Source organism: Streptococcus infantis (assembly GCF_047464215.1).
GTDB lineage: Bacteria > Bacillota > Bacilli > Lactobacillales > Streptococcaceae > Streptococcus > Streptococcus infantis_P.
Genome location: NZ_JASHCG010000021.1, coordinates 1 through 18,663, shown reverse-complemented (window position 1 = coordinate 18,663; position 18,663 = coordinate 1). Strand labels below are relative to the sequence as shown.

The following is an 18,663-nucleotide window of genomic DNA, read 5'->3' as shown; positions in this document are numbered from 1 at the left end:
TTGACATTTTGGTTATTAGTTCAAGCACTGCATTGAAGTAGTAGAACAGACATTCTAAGTCACGCTCCAGTATTACATAAAAGTAAGATATCTTTTATCTATAATTTTAAACAGTTTTCCCGACTATTTGATTTGTGTTGGGGATAAGGTTGCGATTGAGATATTTAACCTGTTCAGTTGTTTCTCTACATATTTTTAAACAGTTTGACCTGGTAGAAATTAAGATTCCACCATAAAAAACTGCATACAAAAAACTGAGAATAAATCCTCAGTTTTTTATATTTTATTGCTGCCCTTGTGTATTTTGTGGGGCTGGATTTTGTTGTTGACTGTTTGTAGTTGTGTTTGGTACTGAGGCATTTGGATTGGTAGTGCCATTCGTATTATCATTCGAAGAGATTGGACTTTCAGTTGTTGAAGTTGTACTTGAACTTGAGCTCTCTGTTGTCGAACTTGCTTGAGTTGACTGTGGAATCCAGCTGTTACGAGCACCGTTCTTAAAGACGTATTCTCCGTTACGATACAAACCTTCAGGCATTGTCCAATCACCAGGATGATCATCCTCTGACAGATATCCCATCATTGAGCGGTAGATATTTGCAGCGACTCTAAATCCATCTCCTACGATTGGAGTAAGACGGTTTGAGTAACCAGTCCAAACGGCCATTGAATACTTACGGGTATATCCTACGAACATTTCATCTGGAGCAACATACCCAGTGTTCTTAATGTAGTTCTCAATTTCATCGTCTGTATAGTTTGAAGTACCAGTTTTACCAGCTTGTGGAAGCCATGACATGTAGGCTCCACGACCAGTTCCGTATGTTAATACGGTTTTCATCATTTCTGTCATCATGTAGGCGGTTGTTTCCTTCATGGCGCGAGTACCTTGATCTGAAAACTCTTTTGAACTGCCATCGCTAAAGACAACTTTATTGATATACATTGGTTTGTGATAAATACCGCCGTTAGCAAAGGCGGCATAGGCAGCAGCCATTTTTTCACTACTTGCTCCGTACTGTTTATGAGATTCAACTGTATTACTTGAGATAGCATTTGCGTATACCATTGATGGGTAATCAATTCCTAAACCATTCAAGAAGGTCTTAGCATGGTCTAATCCAACTTTTTCAAGTGTTTTAACGGCTGGTACGTTACGAGATTGTTGAATTGCGTACTGGAGAGTGATATTTCCAAAGTAGGTCTTATCCCAGTTATAGACAGGAATGTCTGTTCCAGGATAGTTATAAGGGGCATCATTAATCGTTGCTGCAGTAGAGTCGAAGATTCCGTACTCAAGTGCAGGAGCGTAGTCTGTGATAGGTTTCATAGTAGAACCCCAGTCACGGTTTGTTTCGACGGCTTGGTTGATACCGAATGAAACATTACTTGATTGGTGTCTAGAACCAAGTTGAGCGATGACTTTACCATTTGTAACATCAACGATAGTAGAAGCAGCTTGAAGGTCATCATCTGGATAGTCAACGTATTCGTCTGTATTGTAAACATCCCAAAGGCGTTTTTGTACCTCTTGGTCGACGTTTGTATAGACTTCCATACCTGTTGTTAATAGATTATAACCTGTCTCTTGCTCCACTTGGTCAATAACTTCTTTAAGATAGTTATCCATGTACTGTGGATAGCTATTAACAGATTTTAGACTTTGAAGTCCATCTGTGATCGGGGTATTGATTGCTGTTTCATATTGCTCGGCTGTAAGGTAGCCTAGTTTTTGCATTTCTGACAAAACGAGGTTTCGTCTTTCAAGGGCTGCTTCAGGATGAGAATAGGGATCGTATTGGTTGGGAGCCTGTGGCATACCTGCTAAGAGTGCAAGTTGTGGGATGGACAAGTCTTTGAGGTCCTTACCATAATAGTTTTCCGCAGCTGTCTGCATACCATAGTTACCATTTGACATGTAGACCTTATTGACGTAATAGGTCAATATTTCTTGCTTAGTTGCAGTTCGCTCTAGCTGGATAGCCAACCAAGCCTCTTGAACTTTACGGGATAGAGTTTGATCAGCTGTTGATGTTGAGAAATAAGTCAGCTTAATCAACTGCTGGGTCAAGGTTGATCCCCCTTGAAGACCACCATTACTACTGAGGTTACGTAGGAAAGCTCCTGCTATTCGAATGCTATCAATTCCTCTGTGGTTAAAGAAGCGATGATCCTCGATAGAGACAATCGCATTGACAAGATCAGTAGGAATGTCACTACTTTGAGCATTGACACGACGTTCAGCACCTAAATCTGCGATGAGTTCATTTTTGCTATCATAAATTTTACTTGATGTAGTTGCAACAAGTTTGCTTTCAGAGAGTTCAGGAGCCTTGTTTGCATAGTGAAGAAATACACCACCGCCAAGTAGGAAAGCTACGATAAATAAGCTAATCGTAACAATGCTGAGGTATTTAACGATGCGCAAGATAGTTTGTTTGTTCATATTGTTTTACCACCTAGTAAATGTTGTTTGACTGTATCAAGGTAAGGAATTTGTGGAAAAGCAGACTGCTCAATCACATAACCGAATTCTTTGATATAGTCAAGCGGCATTGACTTTTTCCCCATATCCTGATGATAAAAACGGATGAGGTCAAGTGCCGGCAATAAATACGTTTCTTGATAAGAAGAAAAATGAAGAAGGACAAAGCAAATCCCTTTGTGTTCAAGGACTTGTTCCATATGCCGAATCTGATGAGGATGGAAGTTCTTCATCGGAATGGCATGTTTTTGCTTAGTTTCCTTAGCTTCGAAATCGATGTAAAACCCTTCGTAAACTCCAGAATAATCGGTAGTCGATGCCTGTCTAAAATAAGCTTCAACAATCTTAGCCCGACTACGCTGCGGATAGTCTACGCGGACAATCTGAACAGGAGTTGGTTTCTTATGGATAACAGCTAAACCGTGTGTCAGATAATAATCGTTTGTAGCATTGATCATCTTTTCAAAGGTCATCCCACGATTTGCGAAATTTTTAGTTTGTGAGGTGACTTCTTGTTTTTTTTTCGATGAAAGTTTATGAGGATAGTTGACCATAATTCTCCTTATTGGTACAATAACATCACTCTATTATACCATAAAAGTGAACAGAAAGGGTGAAAAAATGCATACAGCCTTGGTTTTAGGCTATTCTAGCTTTGATTTAGGATTGTTTAATGACAAAGATATTCGTTTAAAAATTATTAAAAAAGCCATTCGTAGAGATTTGGAAAAAATGGCAGACGAAGGGTTGAAATGGTTGGTATTTACGGGAACTCTGGGATTTGAACACTGGGTTTTAGAGATAGCCAGAGATATGAAAGGTGACTTTGGTTTCCAACTTGCGACTATCTTTGATTTCGAAACTCATGGGGAAAACTGGAATGAGGGAAATCAGGTCAAACTGAGTGAATTTAAACAAGTTGATTTTGTTAAGTACGCCTATCCAAATTACGAGCACAAGGGTCAATTACGAGATTATCAACTTTTCTTACTTGAAAATACAGATGGAGCCTATCTTTTTTATGATGAAGAAAATGAAACAAAACTGAAGTATGTTTACGAACTGATGAAAAAGAAAGACAACTATATTACAAAAATATTAACATTTGAGGAATTAAACGAAGTAGCTGAAAATTTTTCCGAAAATTGAGCCTTTGACCTTGCTTTTTGTTTGCCTTTTTTTATATAATAATACTAGCAACTGAGAATGGAGAGAGACATGGCAAGTATTATTTTTACAGCAAAAGATATTTTTGAACAGGACTTTGGAAGAGAAGTACGTGGATATAGTAAAGCAGAGGTTGATGGATTTTTGGATGATGTCATCAAGGATTATGAAACTTATGCAGCATTAGTGAAGTCACTCCGTTCAGAAATCGCGGAGCTTAAAGAGGAATTGGCTAAAAAACCTCAAGTGACATCAGCAACTTCTGAACCAGCAGATCATGGAAGTACGACTTCTATGACAAACTTTGATATTTTGAAACGTTTGAATCGTCTTGAAAAAGAAGTATTTGGCAAACAAATCTTGGATAATTCTGATTTCTAAGAATACTTCTGTTGTGCAATTTTTGGATAATCGCGTGAAGAGAATTTCTTTTCATGAGGAAAGTCCATGCTAGCACAGGCTGTGATGCCTGTAGTGTTTGTGCTAGGCGAAACCATAAGCCTAGGGACGAGAAATCGTTACGGCAGTTGAAATGGCTAAGTCTTAGGATATGTCAGAGTAGACTTGAAAGTGCCACAGTGACGGAGTCTCTCTGGAAACAGAGAGAGTGGAACGCGGTAAACCCCTCAAGCTAGCAACCCAAATTTTGGTCGGGGCATGGAGTGCGCGGAAACGAACGTAGTACTCTGACTGCTATCAGCTAGAGCTGCTAGTGGTAGACAGATGATTATCGAAGGAAGTGGTCCTAGTCACTTCTGGAACAAAACATGGCTTATAGAAAATTGCATATAGGTTGGGGCTGAGATATATTCTCAACCTCATTTTTTAAAGTGAATAAAGAAAGGTCTATAAAAGACTGAAATGAAAACAACATTTAATTTAATTGCGACTGCTGCGGCGGGTTTGGAAGCTGTAGTTGGGCGTGAAGTAAGAGATTTGGGCTACGATTGTCAGGTTGAAAACGGTCGTGTCCGTTTTCAAGGTGATGTGAAAGCAATCATCCAAACAAACTTGTGGCTAAGAGCTGCGGATAGAATCAAAATCGTCGTGGGAACTTTTCCTGCAAAAACATTTGAAGAACTCTTTCAAGGTGTTTTTGCCTTAGATTGGGAGAACTATCTCCCGCTTGGAGCACGTTTCCCAATTGCCAAGGCTAAGTGTGTCAAGTCAAAATTACACAATGAGCCAAGTGTGCAGGCGATTTCTAAGAAGGCAGTTGTTAAGAAATTACAAAAACATTATGCACGACCAGAGGGCGTTCCTCTCATGGAAAATGGTCCAGAGTTCAAGATTGAAGTTTCCATTTTGAAAGATGTAGCGACTCTTATGATTGATACAAGTGGGTCAAGTCTTTTTAAACGTGGTTACCGTACTGAAAAAGGTGGAGCTCCGATCAAAGAAAATATGGCAGCTGCGATTTTGCAACTTTCTAACTGGTACCCTGATAAGCCTTTGATTGATCCAACCTGTGGTTCGGGAACTTTTTGTATTGAGGCGGCTATGATTGCGCGCAAGATGGCGCCTGGTTTGCGTCGTTCTTTTGCCTTTGAAGAATGGAACTGGGTTAGTGATCGCTTGATTCAAGAAGTCAGAACTGAAGCTAGTAAGCAGATAGATCGAGAGATTGAACTGGATATTATGGGATGTGATATTGATGGTCGTATGGTAGAAATTGCCAAGGCCAATGCCCAGGCAGCAGGAGTATCTGGAGATATTCTCTTTAAACAGATGCGTGTGCAGGATTTGCGTACGGATAAGATTAACGGAGTTATTATCTCTAACCCACCATATGGAGAACGTCTGTCAGATGATGCAGGAGTAACTAAACTTTATGCTGAAATGGGTGAGGTTTTTGAACCACTCAAAACTTGGAGTAAGTTTATTCTGACAAGTGATGAAGCCTTTGAAAGTAAATATGGTAGTCAGGCAGATAAAAAACGAAAACTCTATAATGGTACTTTGAAAGTTGATTTGTATCAATATTTTGGTCAACGTGTCAAAAGAAATTTGACAGATTAGAAAGGAGCTGCCATGGATCCAAAGGATAAAAAAGAAGAATTGTTAGAACCGGAGAAAATCTCCCAAGAACCTCAGTTTGACTTTGAGGAAGCTAAGGATCTAACAGTTGGACAAGTTATTCGAAAAAATGAAGAAATCGAAGCAGGAGTAACTCCTGATGATACGATTTTGGATAAATACATTAAACAACACCGTGAAGAAATTGAAGCTGATAAATTTACAAACATTCAGACGAAGAAAGATGAACTTCAAAGTCTAGATGATTTGATCCAAGAAGCTAAAGAAACGATTGATGAAGAGACAGAACCAGTAGAAGAAGTTTCTGAATCAGAGAAGTTTGATGAAGAAGAGGGAATAGAAGGTCAAGAATTCATCCTTCCGCCACTAGAGGAAATCTTACTTATGGATAAAAACCTAGTGGAACCTGTAACTGAGCCCCTTGTGGTCGAGGATGATGATGCTTTGCAAGAGGAATATCAATCCTTATCTCGCTCTGCTCAAGCAGAAGATGAGCCACAAAATAAAAAGCTGTGGGTCATCTTGTCAGCTCTTTTAGCGATTATTGTCTTGATTATTGGGGGTAGCTACTACGTTTATCGTCAAATTACGCGTTCTTCCCAAGAAATTCAGTCTCAGTCATCTGATGCAGGTTTGGTAAGTAATCAAGCAATTATCAATCAATTTAACAGTCTCTATGATACTTTTTATACTGATGAGAATAAAACTGCCCTAAAAAATAGTCAGTTTAGTCAACTGAATCAGCTCAAAGAACTTTTAGATAAACTTGAGGGAGCTAGTGAGCATACTCTTGCCAAATCAAAATACGATAGTCTTGAAACACAAATCAAAGCGGTACAAGATGTTAATGCTCAATTTGAAACACCAGCTATCACAGATGGTGTTCTAAATACAAATGCTAAAGTAAAGGCAGATGCCAAATTTACCGAAGTTAAGACTGGGAATACTGAGATTGATAAACTGCTAGATAAGGCTATTAGTCTCGGTAAGAGTCAACTTTCAAGTTCTACAAGCTCAAGTAGTAGTCAAGCAAGCTCATCAAGCCAAACAGAGTCAAACTCAGCAACTGAAAGCAATGCTAGCAGCTCTGCTAATGCATCAACTTCAGCGGGTGAAACAGCCTCAGCAAATAATATCCTAAATAGTGGACTAGCAAGCAATGGTGTGAACCTACAAAGAAGTGTCAGTCGAGTACCGTATAATCAAGCTGCTGTAAGTGATAGTAGTAATCCTGCTTGGACTTTTGCAGATGGTGTCCTTGAACGCATTCTTGAGACTTCGCGTGCGCGTGGCTACATCACGGGTAACCAATACATTTTGGAACCTGTGAATATTGTTAATGGTAATGGCTACTATAATCTTTATAAACCAGATGGTACCTATCTCTTTACCCTTAATTGTAAGACAGGTTACTTTGTAGGGAATGGTTCTGGACATGCGGATGATTTAGACTACTAGTCAAATTGTTACAAAATTCTTTCTTTTCACAGATAAACATGATAAAATAAAACATATTAAACAAGAGGAGTGTCACATGACAAAAGCTAACTTTGGTGTTGTTGGTATGGCCGTAATGGGTCGTAACCTTGCCCTTAATATTGAATCTCGTGGTTATACAGTTGCTATTTATAACCGTAGTAAAGAAAAAACTGAAGATGTAATTGCTTGCCACCCTGATAAAAACTTCGTGCCAAGCTATGATATCGAAAGCTTCGTAAACTCAATTGAAAAACCACGTCGTATCATGCTTATGGTTCAAGCAGGACCTGGTACAGATGCGACCATCCAAGCCCTTCTTCCACACTTGGATAAAGGTGATATCTTGATCGATGGAGGGAATACTTTCTATAAAGATACTATTCGTCGTAATGAAGAATTGGCTAACTCAGGTATCAACTTTATCGGTACAGGTGTTTCTGGTGGTGAAAAAGGTGCCCTTGAAGGTCCTTCAATCATGCCTGGTGGACAAAAAGAAGCTTATGACTTGGTAGCAGATGTTCTTGAAGAAATCTCTGCTAAAGCACCAGAAGATGGAAAACCATGTGTAACTTACATCGGTCCTGATGGAGCTGGTCACTATGTAAAAATGGTCCACAATGGTATCGAGTACGGTGATATGCAATTGATCGCAGAAAGCTACGACTTGATGCAACACTTGTTAGGTCTTTCAGCTCAAGATATGGCTGAAATCTTTACTGAGTGGAACAAGGGTGAATTGGACAGCTACTTGATTGAAATTACAGCTGATATCCTTGGACGCAAAGACGATGAAGGTCAAGATGGACCAATCGTAGACTACATTCTTGATGCTGCAGGTAACAAGGGAACTGGTAAATGGACTAGCCAATCAGCGCTTGACCTTGGTGTGCCATTGTCACTCATTACTGAGTCAGTATTTGCGCGTTACATCTCTACTTACAAAGAAGAGCGTGTACATGCTAGCAAGGTGCTTCCAAAACCAGCTGCTTTCAAATTTGAAGGAGATAAGGCTGAGTTGATTGAAAAAATCCGTCAAGCCCTTTACTTTTCAAAAATCATCTCATATGCACAAGGTTTTGCTCAATTGCGTGTAGCTTCTAAAGAAAACAACTGGAACTTGCCATTTGCGGACATCGCATCTATCTGGCGCGATGGCTGTATCATCCGTTCACGTTTCTTGCAAAAGATCACAGATGCATACAACCGTGATGCAGATCTTACTAACCTTCTTTTGGATGAGTACTTCTTGGACGTAACTGCTAAGTACCAACAATCTGTTCGTGATATTGTAGCTCTTGCTGTTCAAGCTGGAGTACCAGTACCAACATTCTCAGCAGCTATTACTTACTTTGATAGCTACCGTTCAGCTGATCTTCCAGCTAATTTGATCCAAGCACAACGTGACTACTTTGGTGCCCACACTTACCAACGTAAAGACAAAGAAGGAACCTTCCACTACTCTTGGTATGACGAAAAATAAGTAGGTCAGCCATGGGGAAACGGATTTTATTACTTGAGAAAGAAAGAAATCTAGCTCATTTTTTAAGTCTGGAACTCCAAAAAGAGCAATACCGAGTTGATCAGGTAGAAGAGGGACAAAAAGCCCTCTCCATGGCTCTTCAGACAGACTATGACTTGATTTTACTGAATGCTCATCTAGGGGATATGACAGCCCAGGATTTTGCAGATAAGTTGAGTCGAACCAAGCCAGCTTCGGTTATCATGGTCTTGGACCATCGAGAAGAATTGCAAGACCAACTTGAAACAATCCAGCGTTTCGCTGTTTCATACATCTATAAACCAATCATTATCGATGATTTGGTCAGTCGTATTTCAGCTATCTTCCGAGGTCGAGATTTCATCGACCAACACTGTAGTCAGATGAAAGTTCCGACAGCTTATCGCAATCTGCGTATGGATGTTGAACAACATACAGTCTATCGTGGCGAGGAGATGATTGCTCTGACCCGTCGTGAGTATGACCTTTTGGCTACTCTTATGGGAAGCAAGAAAGTTCTGACTCGTGAGCAGTTGTTGGAAAGTGTCTGGAAGTATGAAAGTGCGACAGAAACAAATATTGTGGATGTCTATATCCGTTATCTACGTAGTAAGCTTGATGTAAAAGGTCAAAAAAGCTACATTAAAACCGTGCGTGGTGTTGGTTACACCATGCAAGAATAGAGAGCAGTTGCAGTTATGTAACTGCTTTTTTTGATCTTTAAATAAACGAACATCTTTATCGAAAATTTCATGAGGCTTGGCTGTACTGTCTATCAGTTTATTTTTTAAACAAATTGGTCAGTCTTAACTTCAAGTTTAAAGCAAACTTTGCGTAGATTATTGTTGGTTTAAATTTAATATATTGACAAAAATAAAAACATTTGCTATAATCATTTTGGAGGATAAAAGAATGAAATTTTTGAAAAAAATGATGCAAGTCAGTCTAGCAGTCTTCTTCGTTGGTCTGTTAGCAACTAGTACAGTATTTGCGGATGATGCTGATTCAGAAGGCTGGAAATTTGTTCAAGAAAATGGTAGAACCTACTACAAGAAGGGGGATCTCAAAGAAACCTACTGGCGAGTGATTGATGGCAAGTACTATTATTTTGACTATAATGGTGAAATGGTTATTGGATGGCAGTATATTCCCATGCCAGATAAAGGTAGTACCATTGGTCCTTACCCAAATGGTATCAGATTAGAATATATGCCAATGTCAAAATGGTACTACTTTAATCAAGATGGCGTACTACAAGAGTTTGTTGGCTGGCAACAATTAGATGTTAAGGATTCGTTAACTGTTGGCAAAAAGCATGGTGAAGGATTTGAGGGTCCTGAAGTTCTTAAATTAGCATACTATTACTTTGATCAAGACCATTCTTTAAAAACAGGTTGGCTTTACGATCAGTCTAACTGGTATTACCTAGCAAAAACAGGTTCTTCAGGGAAAGACTACCTTGGTGGTGAGAAACGTTCTGGTTGGATTAACGACAATTCAACTTGGTACTATCTCGATCCAACAACTGCTGCAATGCAAACAGGTTGGCAATATCTTGGTAACAAATGGTACTACCTTCGTTCATCAGGTGCTATGGCGACAGGTTGGTATCAAGAAGGTTCAACTTGGTATTACCTAGATGCTCAAAACGGTGATATGAAAACAGATTGGATTTATGTCGGTAATAAATGGTATTATCTCCGTTCATCAGGTGCTATGGCTACAGGTTGGTATCAAGAAGGTTCAACTTGGTATTATTTAGATGCTCAAAACGGTGATATGAAAACTGGCTGGATTTATGTCGATAATGCTTGGTATTATCTTCGTTCGTCAGGATCTATGGTGACAGGCTGGTTCCAAGTTAATGGTAAATGGTACTATGCCTATAGTTCAGGTGCCTTGGCTGTGAATACTACTGTAGGTGGCTACTACGTCAACTATAATGGCGAGTGGGTTCAGTAATGAAAACAAGCGATTGTGAAGGAAACAATCGCTTTTTTTGTGAAAATATAATAAAATAGAAAGGAATAAAGTTCTAAAATTTTATCTAGAAACAGATGATTTTCATCTGATAGTAGGATTAAATGACAAAAGAAGTTGGTGTCGGTCAGGCACATAGTAAAATTATTTTAATAGGAGAGCATGCAGTGGTTTATGGCTATCCAGCCATCTCTTTGCCTCTTCTAGAGGTAGAGGTGACTTGTCGGGTAGTCCCAGCAGCAACACCATGGCGTCTTTTTGAAGAGGACACCTTGTCTATGGCTGTGTATGCTTCTCTCGAGTATCTAAATATCAAAGATGCTTGCATCCGTTGTCAAATTGCCTCGGCTATTCCGGAAAAGCGGGGAATGGGGTCTTCAGCAGCCATTAGCATTGCAGCCATTCGAGCGATATTTGATTATTACCAAGCGGAACTTCCGCATGATGTATTAGAAATTTTGGTCAATCGGGCGGAGATGATTGCCCATATGAATCCTAGCGGATTGGATGCTAAGACCTGTCTTAGTGACCAACCTATCCGTTTTATCAAGAATGTTGGTTTTGAAGAATTAGTCATGGATTTGTCAGCTTATCTGGTCATTGCAGATACTGGAGTTTATGGACATACTCGTGAAGCTATCCAGGTCGTGCAGAGTAAGGGCAAGGATGCCTTACCTTTCTTGCATGCGCTAGGAGAGTTGACCCAAGAAGCAGAAGAAGCAATAAAAACAAAAGATGCCGTGAAGTTGGGAGAAATTCTAACCAAAGCTCATGGAAATCTAAAAGAAATCGGAGTTAGTAGCCCTGAGGCAGATGCCTTGGTTGAAACTGCCCTTGAACATGGTGCTCTAGGTGCCAAGATGAGTGGTGGTGGTCTAGGAGGCTGCATTATCGCCTTGGTTGCTAATGTCAGCCAAGCGCAAGAACTAGCAGAAAGATTAGAAGAGAAAGGAGCTGTTCAGACATGGATCGAAAGCCTGTAACAGTACGTTCCTATGCCAATATTGCTATTATCAAATATTGGGGTAAGAAAGCAGAAAAAGAGATGGTTCCTGCGACTAGCAGTATCTCTCTAACCTTAGAAAATATGTATACGGAGACGACACTTTCACCTTTACCAGCAGATGCAAGCTCGGATGCTTTCTACATCAATGGTCAGTTGCAAAACGAAGCTGAGCATGTCAAGATGGGTAAAATCATTGACCGCTACCGTCCTGAAGGAGCAGGTTTTGTTCGTATCGATACCAAGAACAATATGCCAACAGCAGCAGGCCTTTCTTCAAGTTCCAGTGGTTTATCTGCCCTGGTCAAAGCCTGCAACGCCTATTTCCAATTAGGATTAGATCGTAAAGAGTTGGCCTTAGAAGCTAAGTTTGCATCAGGATCTTCATCTCGTAGTTTTTATGGCCCCTTGGCAGCCTGGGACAAGGATAGTGGAGAGATTTATCCTGTCGAAACTGACTTGAAACTAGCTATGATTATGTTGGTCTTGGAAGACCAGAAAAAACCAATTTCCAGTCGAGATGGGATGAAGCTCTGTGTCGAAACTTCTACGACTTTTGATGAGTGGATTCGTCAATCTGAACAAGATTACAAGGATATGTTAGTCTACCTCAAGGAAAATGACTTTAAAAAAGTTGGGGAATTAACAGAGAAGAATGCTCTAGCTATGCATGCGACGACAAAGACAGCAACTCCATCCTTCTCATATCTGACAGATGCGAGTTATGAGGCTATGGATTTCGTTCGTCAGCTTAGAGAACAAGGTGAATCTTGCTACTTTACTATGGATGCGGGGCCTAATGTAAAGGTTCTTTGTTTAGAAAAAGACTTGGAACATCTATCAGAACTATTAGGTCAACGCTATCGCTTAATCGTTTCGAAAACAAAGGATTTGAGCCAAGATGACGATTGTTAAAACTTGTGGGAAGCTCTATTGGGCTGGTGAATATGCCATTTTAGTGTCAGGTCAATTAGCCTTAATCAAGGCAATTCCTATCTATATGACGGCTGAGATTAAAGCGTCTGATGTTTATCGACTCTACTCAGATATGTTTTCCTATAGTGTAGATTTGCGACCGGATTCTTCTTATGCCTTGATTCAAGAAACAGTTGCCATAGTAGAGGAATACCTGACTGCTCAAGGAGTTGAACTACAGCCTTTCTCCCTAGACATTCGTGGGAAAATGGAGCGTGAGGGCAAGAAGTTCGGCCTGGGTTCTAGTGGCAGTGTAGTTGTCTTGGTCATCAAGGCCATGCTTACCTTCTATGAAAGATTAGCTGACAGAGAACTCTTGTTTAAATTGGCGAGTGCTGTACTTCTTAAACGTGGGGACAATGGCTCCATGGGGGATATTGCCTGTATCGTATCAGAAGACCTCGTCCTCTATCAGTCATTTGACCGTGAGAAAGTGGCACAATGGCTAGAAAAAGAAGAACTGCAAGCTGTATTAGCACGTGACTGGGGCTTTTCTATTAGGAGTGTTGAACCAGCTTTGAAATTTGATTTTCTGGTTGGTTGGACCAAGGAAGTGGCTGTATCAAGTCATATGGTCAAGCAAATCAAGGATAATATGAACGCTAGCTTTTTACAGGCTTCAAAAGAAACAGTAGCTAATTTGGTAAAGGCTTTGGAGGTAGGTCAAGAAGAAACCATTATTGACTTGCTGGGACAAGCCAGCCGACTTTTAGAAGGCTTGAGTTCAGATATTTACACACCTTCGCTCAGACAATTAAAAGATGCCAGTAGAGACTTAAAAGCTGTTGCTAAGAGTAGTGGTGCTGGTGGAGGAGACTGTGGGATTGCACTTAGCTTTGGCCAAGATTCGACCACATTACTGAAAAAACGCTGGGCTGATTTAGGAATTGAGCTCTTGTATCAAGAAAGGATGGGACATGACGATAAATCGGAAGGATGAACACATCCGCTATGCCCTTGAACAAAACAGTACTTATAATAGTTTTGATGAAGTGGAATTGATTCACTCCTCGCTACCCTTATATGACTTAGATGAAATTGATCTTTCGACAGAATTTGCAGGGCGAAAATGGGACTTTCCTTTTTATATCAATGCCATGACAGGTGGGAGTGAAAAGGGGAAAGAAATCAATCAAAAATTAGCCCAGGTGGCTGAGGCTTGTGGGATTTTATTTGTAACAGGTTCTTACAGTGCTGCTCTTAAGGATCCTTCAGATGACTCTTTTTTAGTCAAAACTAGTTACCCTGACCTCCTTCTTGGAACCAACATTGGCTTGGACAAGCCAGTTGAATTGGGTCTACAAACAGTGAAAGAGATGAATCCCCTTCTCTTACAAGTTCATGTTAATGTCATGCAGGAATTGCTCATGCCAGAGGGTGAACGTCAATTTAGATTGTGGCAACATAATCTGAAAGATTATGCTGAACAAATCTCTGTGCCACTTGTTTTAAAAGAAGTCGGCTTTGGCATGGATGTGAAGACCATTGCTAAGGCATACGAGATAGGCATACGTACGGTTGATTTGTCTGGTCGTGGGGGAACCAGCTTTGCCTATATCGAAAACCGTCGTAGCGGGCAACGGGACTACCTCAATTATTGGGGGCAATCAACTATGCAGGCTCTTATCAATGCCCAAGACTGGAAAGATAAAATAGAGCTTCTGGTAAGCGGAGGGGTTCGCAATCCACTAGATATTATCAAATGCTTGGTCTTTGGAGCAAGGGCAGTTGGGCTATCACGCACCATGTTAGAGTTGGTCGAAAACTACCCAGTAGATGTCGTTATCTCTATTGTTGAAAGCTGGAAGGAAGACCTACGCTTGATTATGTGTGCCCTTAATTGTGCAAGGATTGAGGATTTGCAGCAGGTCGACTATCTCCTTTATGGGAAATTAAAAGAAGCAAAAGATCAACTATAAGGAGGTCGGGATTTTAGTCCCGGTCTTTTTATCATTCCTCAGACTGATGTGACTTTTTGGTTTTGTGATACAATAACATAGAGAGGACGGTTACATGCGAAAATTTCAAATTTTTCTATTTATTGAAGCTTGTTTATTGACAGGAGCTCTGATTATGATGGTATCAGAGCATTTTTCCCGTTTTCTACTGATTTTGCTCTTGTTTTTACTGCTGATTCGATACTATACTGGAAAACAGGGGAATAACTTTATTTTAGTGGCGGTGAGCATCCTATTTTTCTTTATCATCATGCTCAATCCCTTTGTCATTTTAGCTATCTTTGTGGCCTTGATATACAGCCTGTTCCTGCTTTATCCTATGATGAACCAGGAAAGAGAAGAAACCAATCTGTTCTTTGAAGAAGTAGTGACAGTAAAGAGGGAGAAAAATCGCTGGTTTGGAAGTCTTCATCACTTCTCAAGCTATCAGACCTGTCGTTTTGATGATATCAATCTCTTTCGCCTTATGGGGAAGGATACCATTCATCTAGAGCATGTGATTTTGAGCAATCATGATAATGTCATCATTTTGAGAAAACTGGTGGGTACGACAAGAATTATCGTACCAGTGGATGTTGAAGTCAGCCTTAGTGTCAATTCTCTGTATGGAGACTTAACCTTTTTTGACCAGCCTAAACGTGCTTTGCGTAATGAGCAATTTCATCAAGAAACGAGAGACTATCTCAAGAGTCCTAAGAGTGTTAAGATTCTTTTGACAACTATGGTTGGAGATGTTGAGGTGGTGAGAGGATGAAAAAGCAACCCTATATTTTAATTGGACTCACCTCATTTCTCTTTGTTGCTTTTCTATTTCGAAGCATTTTTAAAGTTCTGGATTTGGAGTGGACTTCTCTCTTCCAAGATTTAGAAAAGACAGAAAAAGTCTTATTTCTGGCTTTAATGTTTAGTGCTGCTCTGGCCTTTTTATTAGTCTTATTCTGGACAATTGTTGATGAAATTTCAAGGAGAAGAATCCAAGCAAATCTTAAACGTCTGCTAGCTGGCAAAGATATTGAAAGTCTGGGAGATGCTGACTTAGATGCAAGTTTTAGAAACTTATCAGGTAAGCTCGGTTTGTTGACAGAAGCTATTCAAAAAGCAGACAATCAGGCCTTGGTCAAAGAAGAAGTGATTATTGAAAAGGAGCGCAAGCGAATCGCACGTGACTTGCATGATACAGTCAGTCAAGAAATTTTTGCTGCCCATATGATTTTATCAGGACTCAGTCAACAAGCTTCCAGATTAGACAAAGAGAAGATGCAGACACAACTCCAGAGTGTGACAGCTATTTTGGAGACAGCCCAGAGAGATTTGCGTATCCTACTCTTACATTTGCGACCGATAGAACTGGAACAAAAAAGCTTGGTGGAGGGGATTCAGCTACTCCTCAAAGAGCTAGAAGAAAAAAGTGAGCTGAAGGTAAGCTTTAAATATCAGGTAGACGAATTGCCTAAAAAGATTGAGGAACATGTCTTCCGTATTGTCCAAGAATTGATTAGTAATACACTTCGTCATGCACAAGCTTCCTGTCTAGATGTTTACCTTTATCAAACGGAAACGGAATTACAGTTGAAGGTCGCAGATAATGGGCGTGGGTTTCAGCTGGATGATGTTGATGAACTGAGCTATGGTCTGCGAAATATCAAAGAACGAGTGGAAGATATGGCTGGGACTATACAATTATTAACAGCTCCCAAGCAAGGTTTGGCAGTGGATATTCGCATTCCCTTGTTTGATTTGGATAGATAAGAGGAAGTAAGATGAAACTATTATTAGTAGATGACCACCAAATGGTACGTCTTGGTTTAAAAAGTTATTTTGAACTACAAGATGATGTAGAAGTTGTCGGAGAAGCAACCAATGGCGCGGAGGGGATTTCCATGGCCTTGGAGCTTAGGCCAGATGTGATTGTCATGGATATTGTCATGCCTGAAGTCAATGGGATTGACGCAACTCTAGCTATTCTCAAAGAATGGCCAGAGGCTAAAATCTTGATTGTGACCTCTTACCTAGACAATGAAAAAATCATGCCGGTTTTGAATGCTGGAGCTAGGGGTTATATGCTCAAGACGTCCAGTGCAGATGAATTGTTACACGCTGTTCGTAAGGTGGCGGCTGGAGAGCTAGCTATTGAACAAGAGGTGAGCAAGAAGGTAGAATACAACCGCAATCATATTGAATTACATGAAGAGCTGACTGCGCGTGAACGCGATGTCCTTCAACTGATTGCCAAGGGCTATGAAAATCAACGTATTGCTGATGAACTTTTCATCTCCCTTAAGACAGTTAAAACCCACGTCTCCAACATTCTTGCTAAACTTCAGGTTAGCGACCGCACCCAGGCAGCAGTCTATGCCTTTCAGCATCACTTGGTAGGGCATGAGGACTTCTAGATGAGTTTAGCAGATTTATTTGTGGAGCTAGAAGCGGCAAAAGATCTGATAAAGGCAGAGCCTATGGAAGCCTATATGCGCCAGCAATTTTCCTTCCTAGGTATTGCGGCACTTGAAAGAAATGCGCTCTATAGAAAATACTTTCCAAGCGAGAAAAAAACAAAGATCATCGATTGGGATTTTGTGGACACTTGCTGGGAAAAGAAGCCAAGAGAATACCAGTATGTGGGCGCCAACTATTTGAAAGCTATGCAATCTTATCTAACAGAGAGCGATTTGTCTAAGCTTGAGCGTCTGGTCGTGACCAAATCCTGGTGGGATACGATAGATATTCTAGATCGAGTAGTAGGGAGTTTGGTGTATGACAAGCCGGAATTGGGAGAAAATAATCCTCCAATGGAGCCTATCAGACAATATCTGGCTGAGACGAGTCGCTATTGACCACCAGTTGTTAAGAAAAGAAAAAACGAATGTCCGACTGATGGAAAAAATCCTACTAAACAATCTGGACCAGACAGAATTTTTTATCAATAAAGCCATCGGCTGGGCTCTAAGAGACTACTCTAAGACCAATCCAGAATGGGTAGCAAGTTTCATCGAAAAAAACAAGGAAAGAATGGCTGAACTTAGTATCAAAGAAGCAAGCAAGTACCTCAAGAAGTCCTAAAAACTCGGTTCTAACCAGAAAAAACCATAATAGGCGGTAGCTAGTAGAACTTGTTAACAACAAGAATAGTAGAGAGTATCATCTCGAGAAGGATGTCTGTCAAATGAGCCTAGCGCTGTTGTTCAGACTGCAAAAAGAGACAAATGATTTAGACCAAGGATTTAGTTCAGTATGCTAGAAGACTAATACTCAATGAAAATCAAAGAGCAAACTAGGAAGCTAGCCGCAGGTTGCTCAAAGCACTGCTTTGAGGTTGCAGATAGAACTGACGAAGTCAGCTCAAAACACTGTTTTGAGGTTGTGGATAGAACTGACGAAGTCAGTAACCATACCTACGGCAAGGTGAAGCTGACGTGGTTTGAAGAGATTTTCGAAGAGTATAAGTCCTTTTATAGTGGATTGAATCTGGAATAGTACACTATGACTGCTAAAAATATTTCTAGAAATTACTTTGACTTTTCTAATCTCTTTGTTCATATCTTATTTCAATCTACTATATTTGACTCTCACAGGTGTAATCGATGGCATCCCTCGGTGCTATCTCATAATTTTTAAAAGAAAACACCATTTTAAGCCTATAAAATCAAAAAAAGCAAAAATTTTTAGTGTGCGATCACCTATAGTATGGGATTCATTAAAAACTCTTTCCTTACCCTCCTAGAACATAAGAAGGTCTATCGATTGTCTTGTTAAAAATATATACTTGGACTAGCATCTTTCTTAAGTGGTTTGTCAATAAAAAGTGTAGGTTGATTTTTCTTGAGTAGTAAAAGATTCAAGAATATTTAGGGTTACTCATGTTCTTTGATAAAAACTCCATTCATATATTTTTTCTTTCATTCTGAAAACTTAATGTAAATTTTCTGTTTTTTTGAAATTTTGTGTCTTAAAAGGTGGCTCTTTGTCAACTGTAGTGGGTTGAATAAAAGCTAACATCTGGAGAGGACAATCGTTGTCCTCTCCATTTTTATATTCAGAGCGATGAAAATTCGTTTCTTAAAGTTGTCAAAGTTCCTAAAAC

The 18,663-nt window shown here is 40.0% G+C and carries 17 protein-coding genes, 1 other RNA gene and 1 pseudogene; 17 read left to right on the top strand and 2 right to left on the bottom strand.

The window, feature by feature from the left end; translation table 11 throughout:
- Positions 1–283: 283 nt before the first annotated feature.
- Both pbp1a and recU read right to left on the bottom strand, forming a co-directional pair.
- Complete coding sequence (gene pbp1a / locus QM469_RS09785; protein ID WP_414276728.1) at positions 284–2,446, bottom strand: penicillin-binding protein PBP1A; 2,163 nt, start codon at positions 2,444–2,446, stop codon at positions 284–286.
- Positions 2,443–3,039, bottom strand: coding sequence for a Holliday junction resolvase RecU (gene recU / locus QM469_RS09780; RefSeq protein ID WP_414276727.1), 597 nt, complete (start codon positions 3,037–3,039; stop codon positions 2,443–2,445). The genes pbp1a and recU overlap by 4 nt, the downstream gene beginning before the upstream one ends.
- A gap of 67 nt (positions 3,040–3,106) precedes the next feature.
- Here recU and QM469_RS09775 point away from each other — a divergent pair, with 67 nt between their 5' ends.
- The 17 genes and pseudogenes from QM469_RS09775 to QM469_RS09695 all read left to right on the top strand — a co-directional run bounded on the left by QM469_RS09775 (position 3,107) and on the right by QM469_RS09695 (position 18,056).
- Positions 3,107–3,634: an SLOG family protein gene (locus QM469_RS09775; RefSeq protein WP_414276732.1), complete on the top strand. Its 528-nt coding sequence runs from the start codon at positions 3,107–3,109 to the stop codon at positions 3,632–3,634.
- A 69-nt stretch (positions 3,635–3,703) separates the two neighbouring features.
- The gene (gpsB, locus tag QM469_RS09770; protein WP_414276726.1) at positions 3,704–4,033 is read left to right on the top strand and encodes a cell division regulator GpsB; all 330 of its coding nucleotides are present in this window, start codon (positions 3,704–3,706) and stop codon (positions 4,031–4,033) included.
- Between the two features lie 18 nt (positions 4,034–4,051).
- An RNA gene (gene rnpB, locus QM469_RS09765) (RNase P RNA component class B) lies at positions 4,052–4,432 on the top strand.
- Between the two features lie 81 nt (positions 4,433–4,513).
- Positions 4,514–5,671 carry a THUMP domain-containing class I SAM-dependent RNA methyltransferase gene (locus QM469_RS09760; RefSeq protein WP_414276725.1) on the top strand — a complete coding sequence of 386 codons (1,158 nt, stop codon included), beginning with the start codon at positions 4,514–4,516 and terminating at the stop codon, positions 5,669–5,671.
- Positions 5,672–5,683: 12 nt separating this feature from the next.
- A complete protein-coding gene (mapZ, locus tag QM469_RS09755; RefSeq protein ID WP_414276724.1) occupies positions 5,684–7,147 on the top strand; it encodes a cell division site-positioning protein MapZ in 1,464 nt (487 codons plus the stop codon).
- A gap of 76 nt (positions 7,148–7,223) precedes the next feature.
- On the top strand, positions 7,224–8,648 hold the full coding sequence (gene gndA / locus QM469_RS09750; protein ID WP_414276723.1) for an NADP-dependent phosphogluconate dehydrogenase: 1,425 nt from the start codon (positions 7,224–7,226) through the stop codon (positions 8,646–8,648).
- An 11-nt stretch (positions 8,649–8,659) separates the two neighbouring features.
- Positions 8,660–9,349, top strand: a complete 690-nt coding sequence (locus QM469_RS09745) for a response regulator transcription factor (protein WP_414276721.1) — start codon at positions 8,660–8,662, stop codon at positions 9,347–9,349.
- Between the two features lie 229 nt (positions 9,350–9,578).
- A complete protein-coding gene (gene cbpJ / locus QM469_RS09740; RefSeq protein WP_414276720.1) occupies positions 9,579–10,628 on the top strand; it encodes a choline-binding protein CbpJ in 1,050 nt (349 codons plus the stop codon).
- Positions 10,629–10,750: 122 nt separating this feature from the next.
- Positions 10,751–11,629 carry a mevalonate kinase gene (gene mvk / locus QM469_RS09735; protein ID WP_414276719.1) on the top strand — a complete coding sequence of 293 codons (879 nt, stop codon included), beginning with the start codon at positions 10,751–10,753 and terminating at the stop codon, positions 11,627–11,629.
- A complete protein-coding gene (gene mvaD / locus QM469_RS09730) occupies positions 11,611–12,564 on the top strand; it encodes a diphosphomevalonate decarboxylase (RefSeq protein WP_414276717.1) in 954 nt (317 codons plus the stop codon). Before mvk ends, mvaD begins: the two co-directional genes overlap by 19 nt.
- Positions 12,551–13,564, top strand: a complete 1,014-nt coding sequence (locus tag QM469_RS09725) for a phosphomevalonate kinase (protein WP_414276716.1) — start codon at positions 12,551–12,553, stop codon at positions 13,562–13,564. Before mvaD ends, QM469_RS09725 begins: the two co-directional genes overlap by 14 nt.
- Positions 13,542–14,543: a type 2 isopentenyl-diphosphate Delta-isomerase gene (gene fni, locus QM469_RS09720; protein ID WP_414276715.1), complete on the top strand. Its 1,002-nt coding sequence runs from the start codon at positions 13,542–13,544 to the stop codon at positions 14,541–14,543. Before QM469_RS09725 ends, fni begins: the two co-directional genes overlap by 23 nt.
- A gap of 94 nt (positions 14,544–14,637) precedes the next feature.
- Positions 14,638–15,336, top strand: a complete 699-nt coding sequence (gene liaF / locus QM469_RS09715) for a cell wall-active antibiotics response protein LiaF (protein WP_414276714.1) — start codon at positions 14,638–14,640, stop codon at positions 15,334–15,336.
- Positions 15,333–16,331, top strand: a complete 999-nt coding sequence (locus QM469_RS09710) for a sensor histidine kinase (protein WP_414276713.1) — start codon at positions 15,333–15,335, stop codon at positions 16,329–16,331. The genes liaF and QM469_RS09710 overlap by 4 nt, the downstream gene beginning before the upstream one ends.
- Positions 16,332–16,342: 11 nt before the next feature.
- On the top strand, positions 16,343–16,975 hold the full coding sequence (locus QM469_RS09705; protein WP_373114888.1) for a response regulator: 633 nt from the start codon (positions 16,343–16,345) through the stop codon (positions 16,973–16,975).
- A pseudogene (locus QM469_RS09700) lies at positions 16,976–17,642 on the top strand (DNA alkylation repair protein).
- Between the two features lie 192 nt (positions 17,643–17,834).
- Positions 17,835–18,056, top strand: coding sequence for a hypothetical protein (locus tag QM469_RS09695; RefSeq protein WP_049549518.1), 222 nt, complete (start codon positions 17,835–17,837; stop codon positions 18,054–18,056).
- Positions 18,057–18,663 lie beyond the last annotated feature (607 nt).

Bases quoted from the DNA above. Each gene is read 5' to 3' on its own strand.
- pbp1a (WP_414276728.1), bottom strand. From the start codon at position 2,446: ATGAACAAACAAACTATCTTGCGCATCGTTAAATACCTCAGCATTGTT.
- recU (WP_414276727.1), bottom strand. From the start codon at position 3,039: ATGGTCAACTATCCTCATAAACTTTCATCGAAAAAAAAACAAGAAGTC.
- QM469_RS09775 (WP_414276732.1), top strand. From the start codon at position 3,107: ATGCATACAGCCTTGGTTTTAGGCTATTCTAGCTTTGATTTAGGATTG.
- gpsB (WP_414276726.1), top strand. From the start codon at position 3,704: ATGGCAAGTATTATTTTTACAGCAAAAGATATTTTTGAACAGGACTTT.
- QM469_RS09760 (WP_414276725.1), top strand. From the start codon at position 4,514: ATGAAAACAACATTTAATTTAATTGCGACTGCTGCGGCGGGTTTGGAA.
- mapZ (WP_414276724.1), top strand. From the start codon at position 5,684: ATGGATCCAAAGGATAAAAAAGAAGAATTGTTAGAACCGGAGAAAATC.
- gndA (WP_414276723.1), top strand. From the start codon at position 7,224: ATGACAAAAGCTAACTTTGGTGTTGTTGGTATGGCCGTAATGGGTCGT.
- QM469_RS09745 (WP_414276721.1), top strand. From the start codon at position 8,660: ATGGGGAAACGGATTTTATTACTTGAGAAAGAAAGAAATCTAGCTCAT.
- cbpJ (WP_414276720.1), top strand. From the start codon at position 9,579: ATGAAATTTTTGAAAAAAATGATGCAAGTCAGTCTAGCAGTCTTCTTC.
- mvk (WP_414276719.1), top strand. From the start codon at position 10,751: ATGACAAAAGAAGTTGGTGTCGGTCAGGCACATAGTAAAATTATTTTA.
- mvaD (WP_414276717.1), top strand. From the start codon at position 11,611: ATGGATCGAAAGCCTGTAACAGTACGTTCCTATGCCAATATTGCTATT.
- QM469_RS09725 (WP_414276716.1), top strand. From the start codon at position 12,551: ATGACGATTGTTAAAACTTGTGGGAAGCTCTATTGGGCTGGTGAATAT.
- fni (WP_414276715.1), top strand. From the start codon at position 13,542: ATGACGATAAATCGGAAGGATGAACACATCCGCTATGCCCTTGAACAA.
- liaF (WP_414276714.1), top strand. From the start codon at position 14,638: ATGCGAAAATTTCAAATTTTTCTATTTATTGAAGCTTGTTTATTGACA.
- QM469_RS09710 (WP_414276713.1), top strand. From the start codon at position 15,333: ATGAAAAAGCAACCCTATATTTTAATTGGACTCACCTCATTTCTCTTT.
- QM469_RS09705 (WP_373114888.1), top strand. From the start codon at position 16,343: ATGAAACTATTATTAGTAGATGACCACCAAATGGTACGTCTTGGTTTA.
- QM469_RS09695 (WP_049549518.1), top strand. From the start codon at position 17,835: ATGAAAATCAAAGAGCAAACTAGGAAGCTAGCCGCAGGTTGCTCAAAG.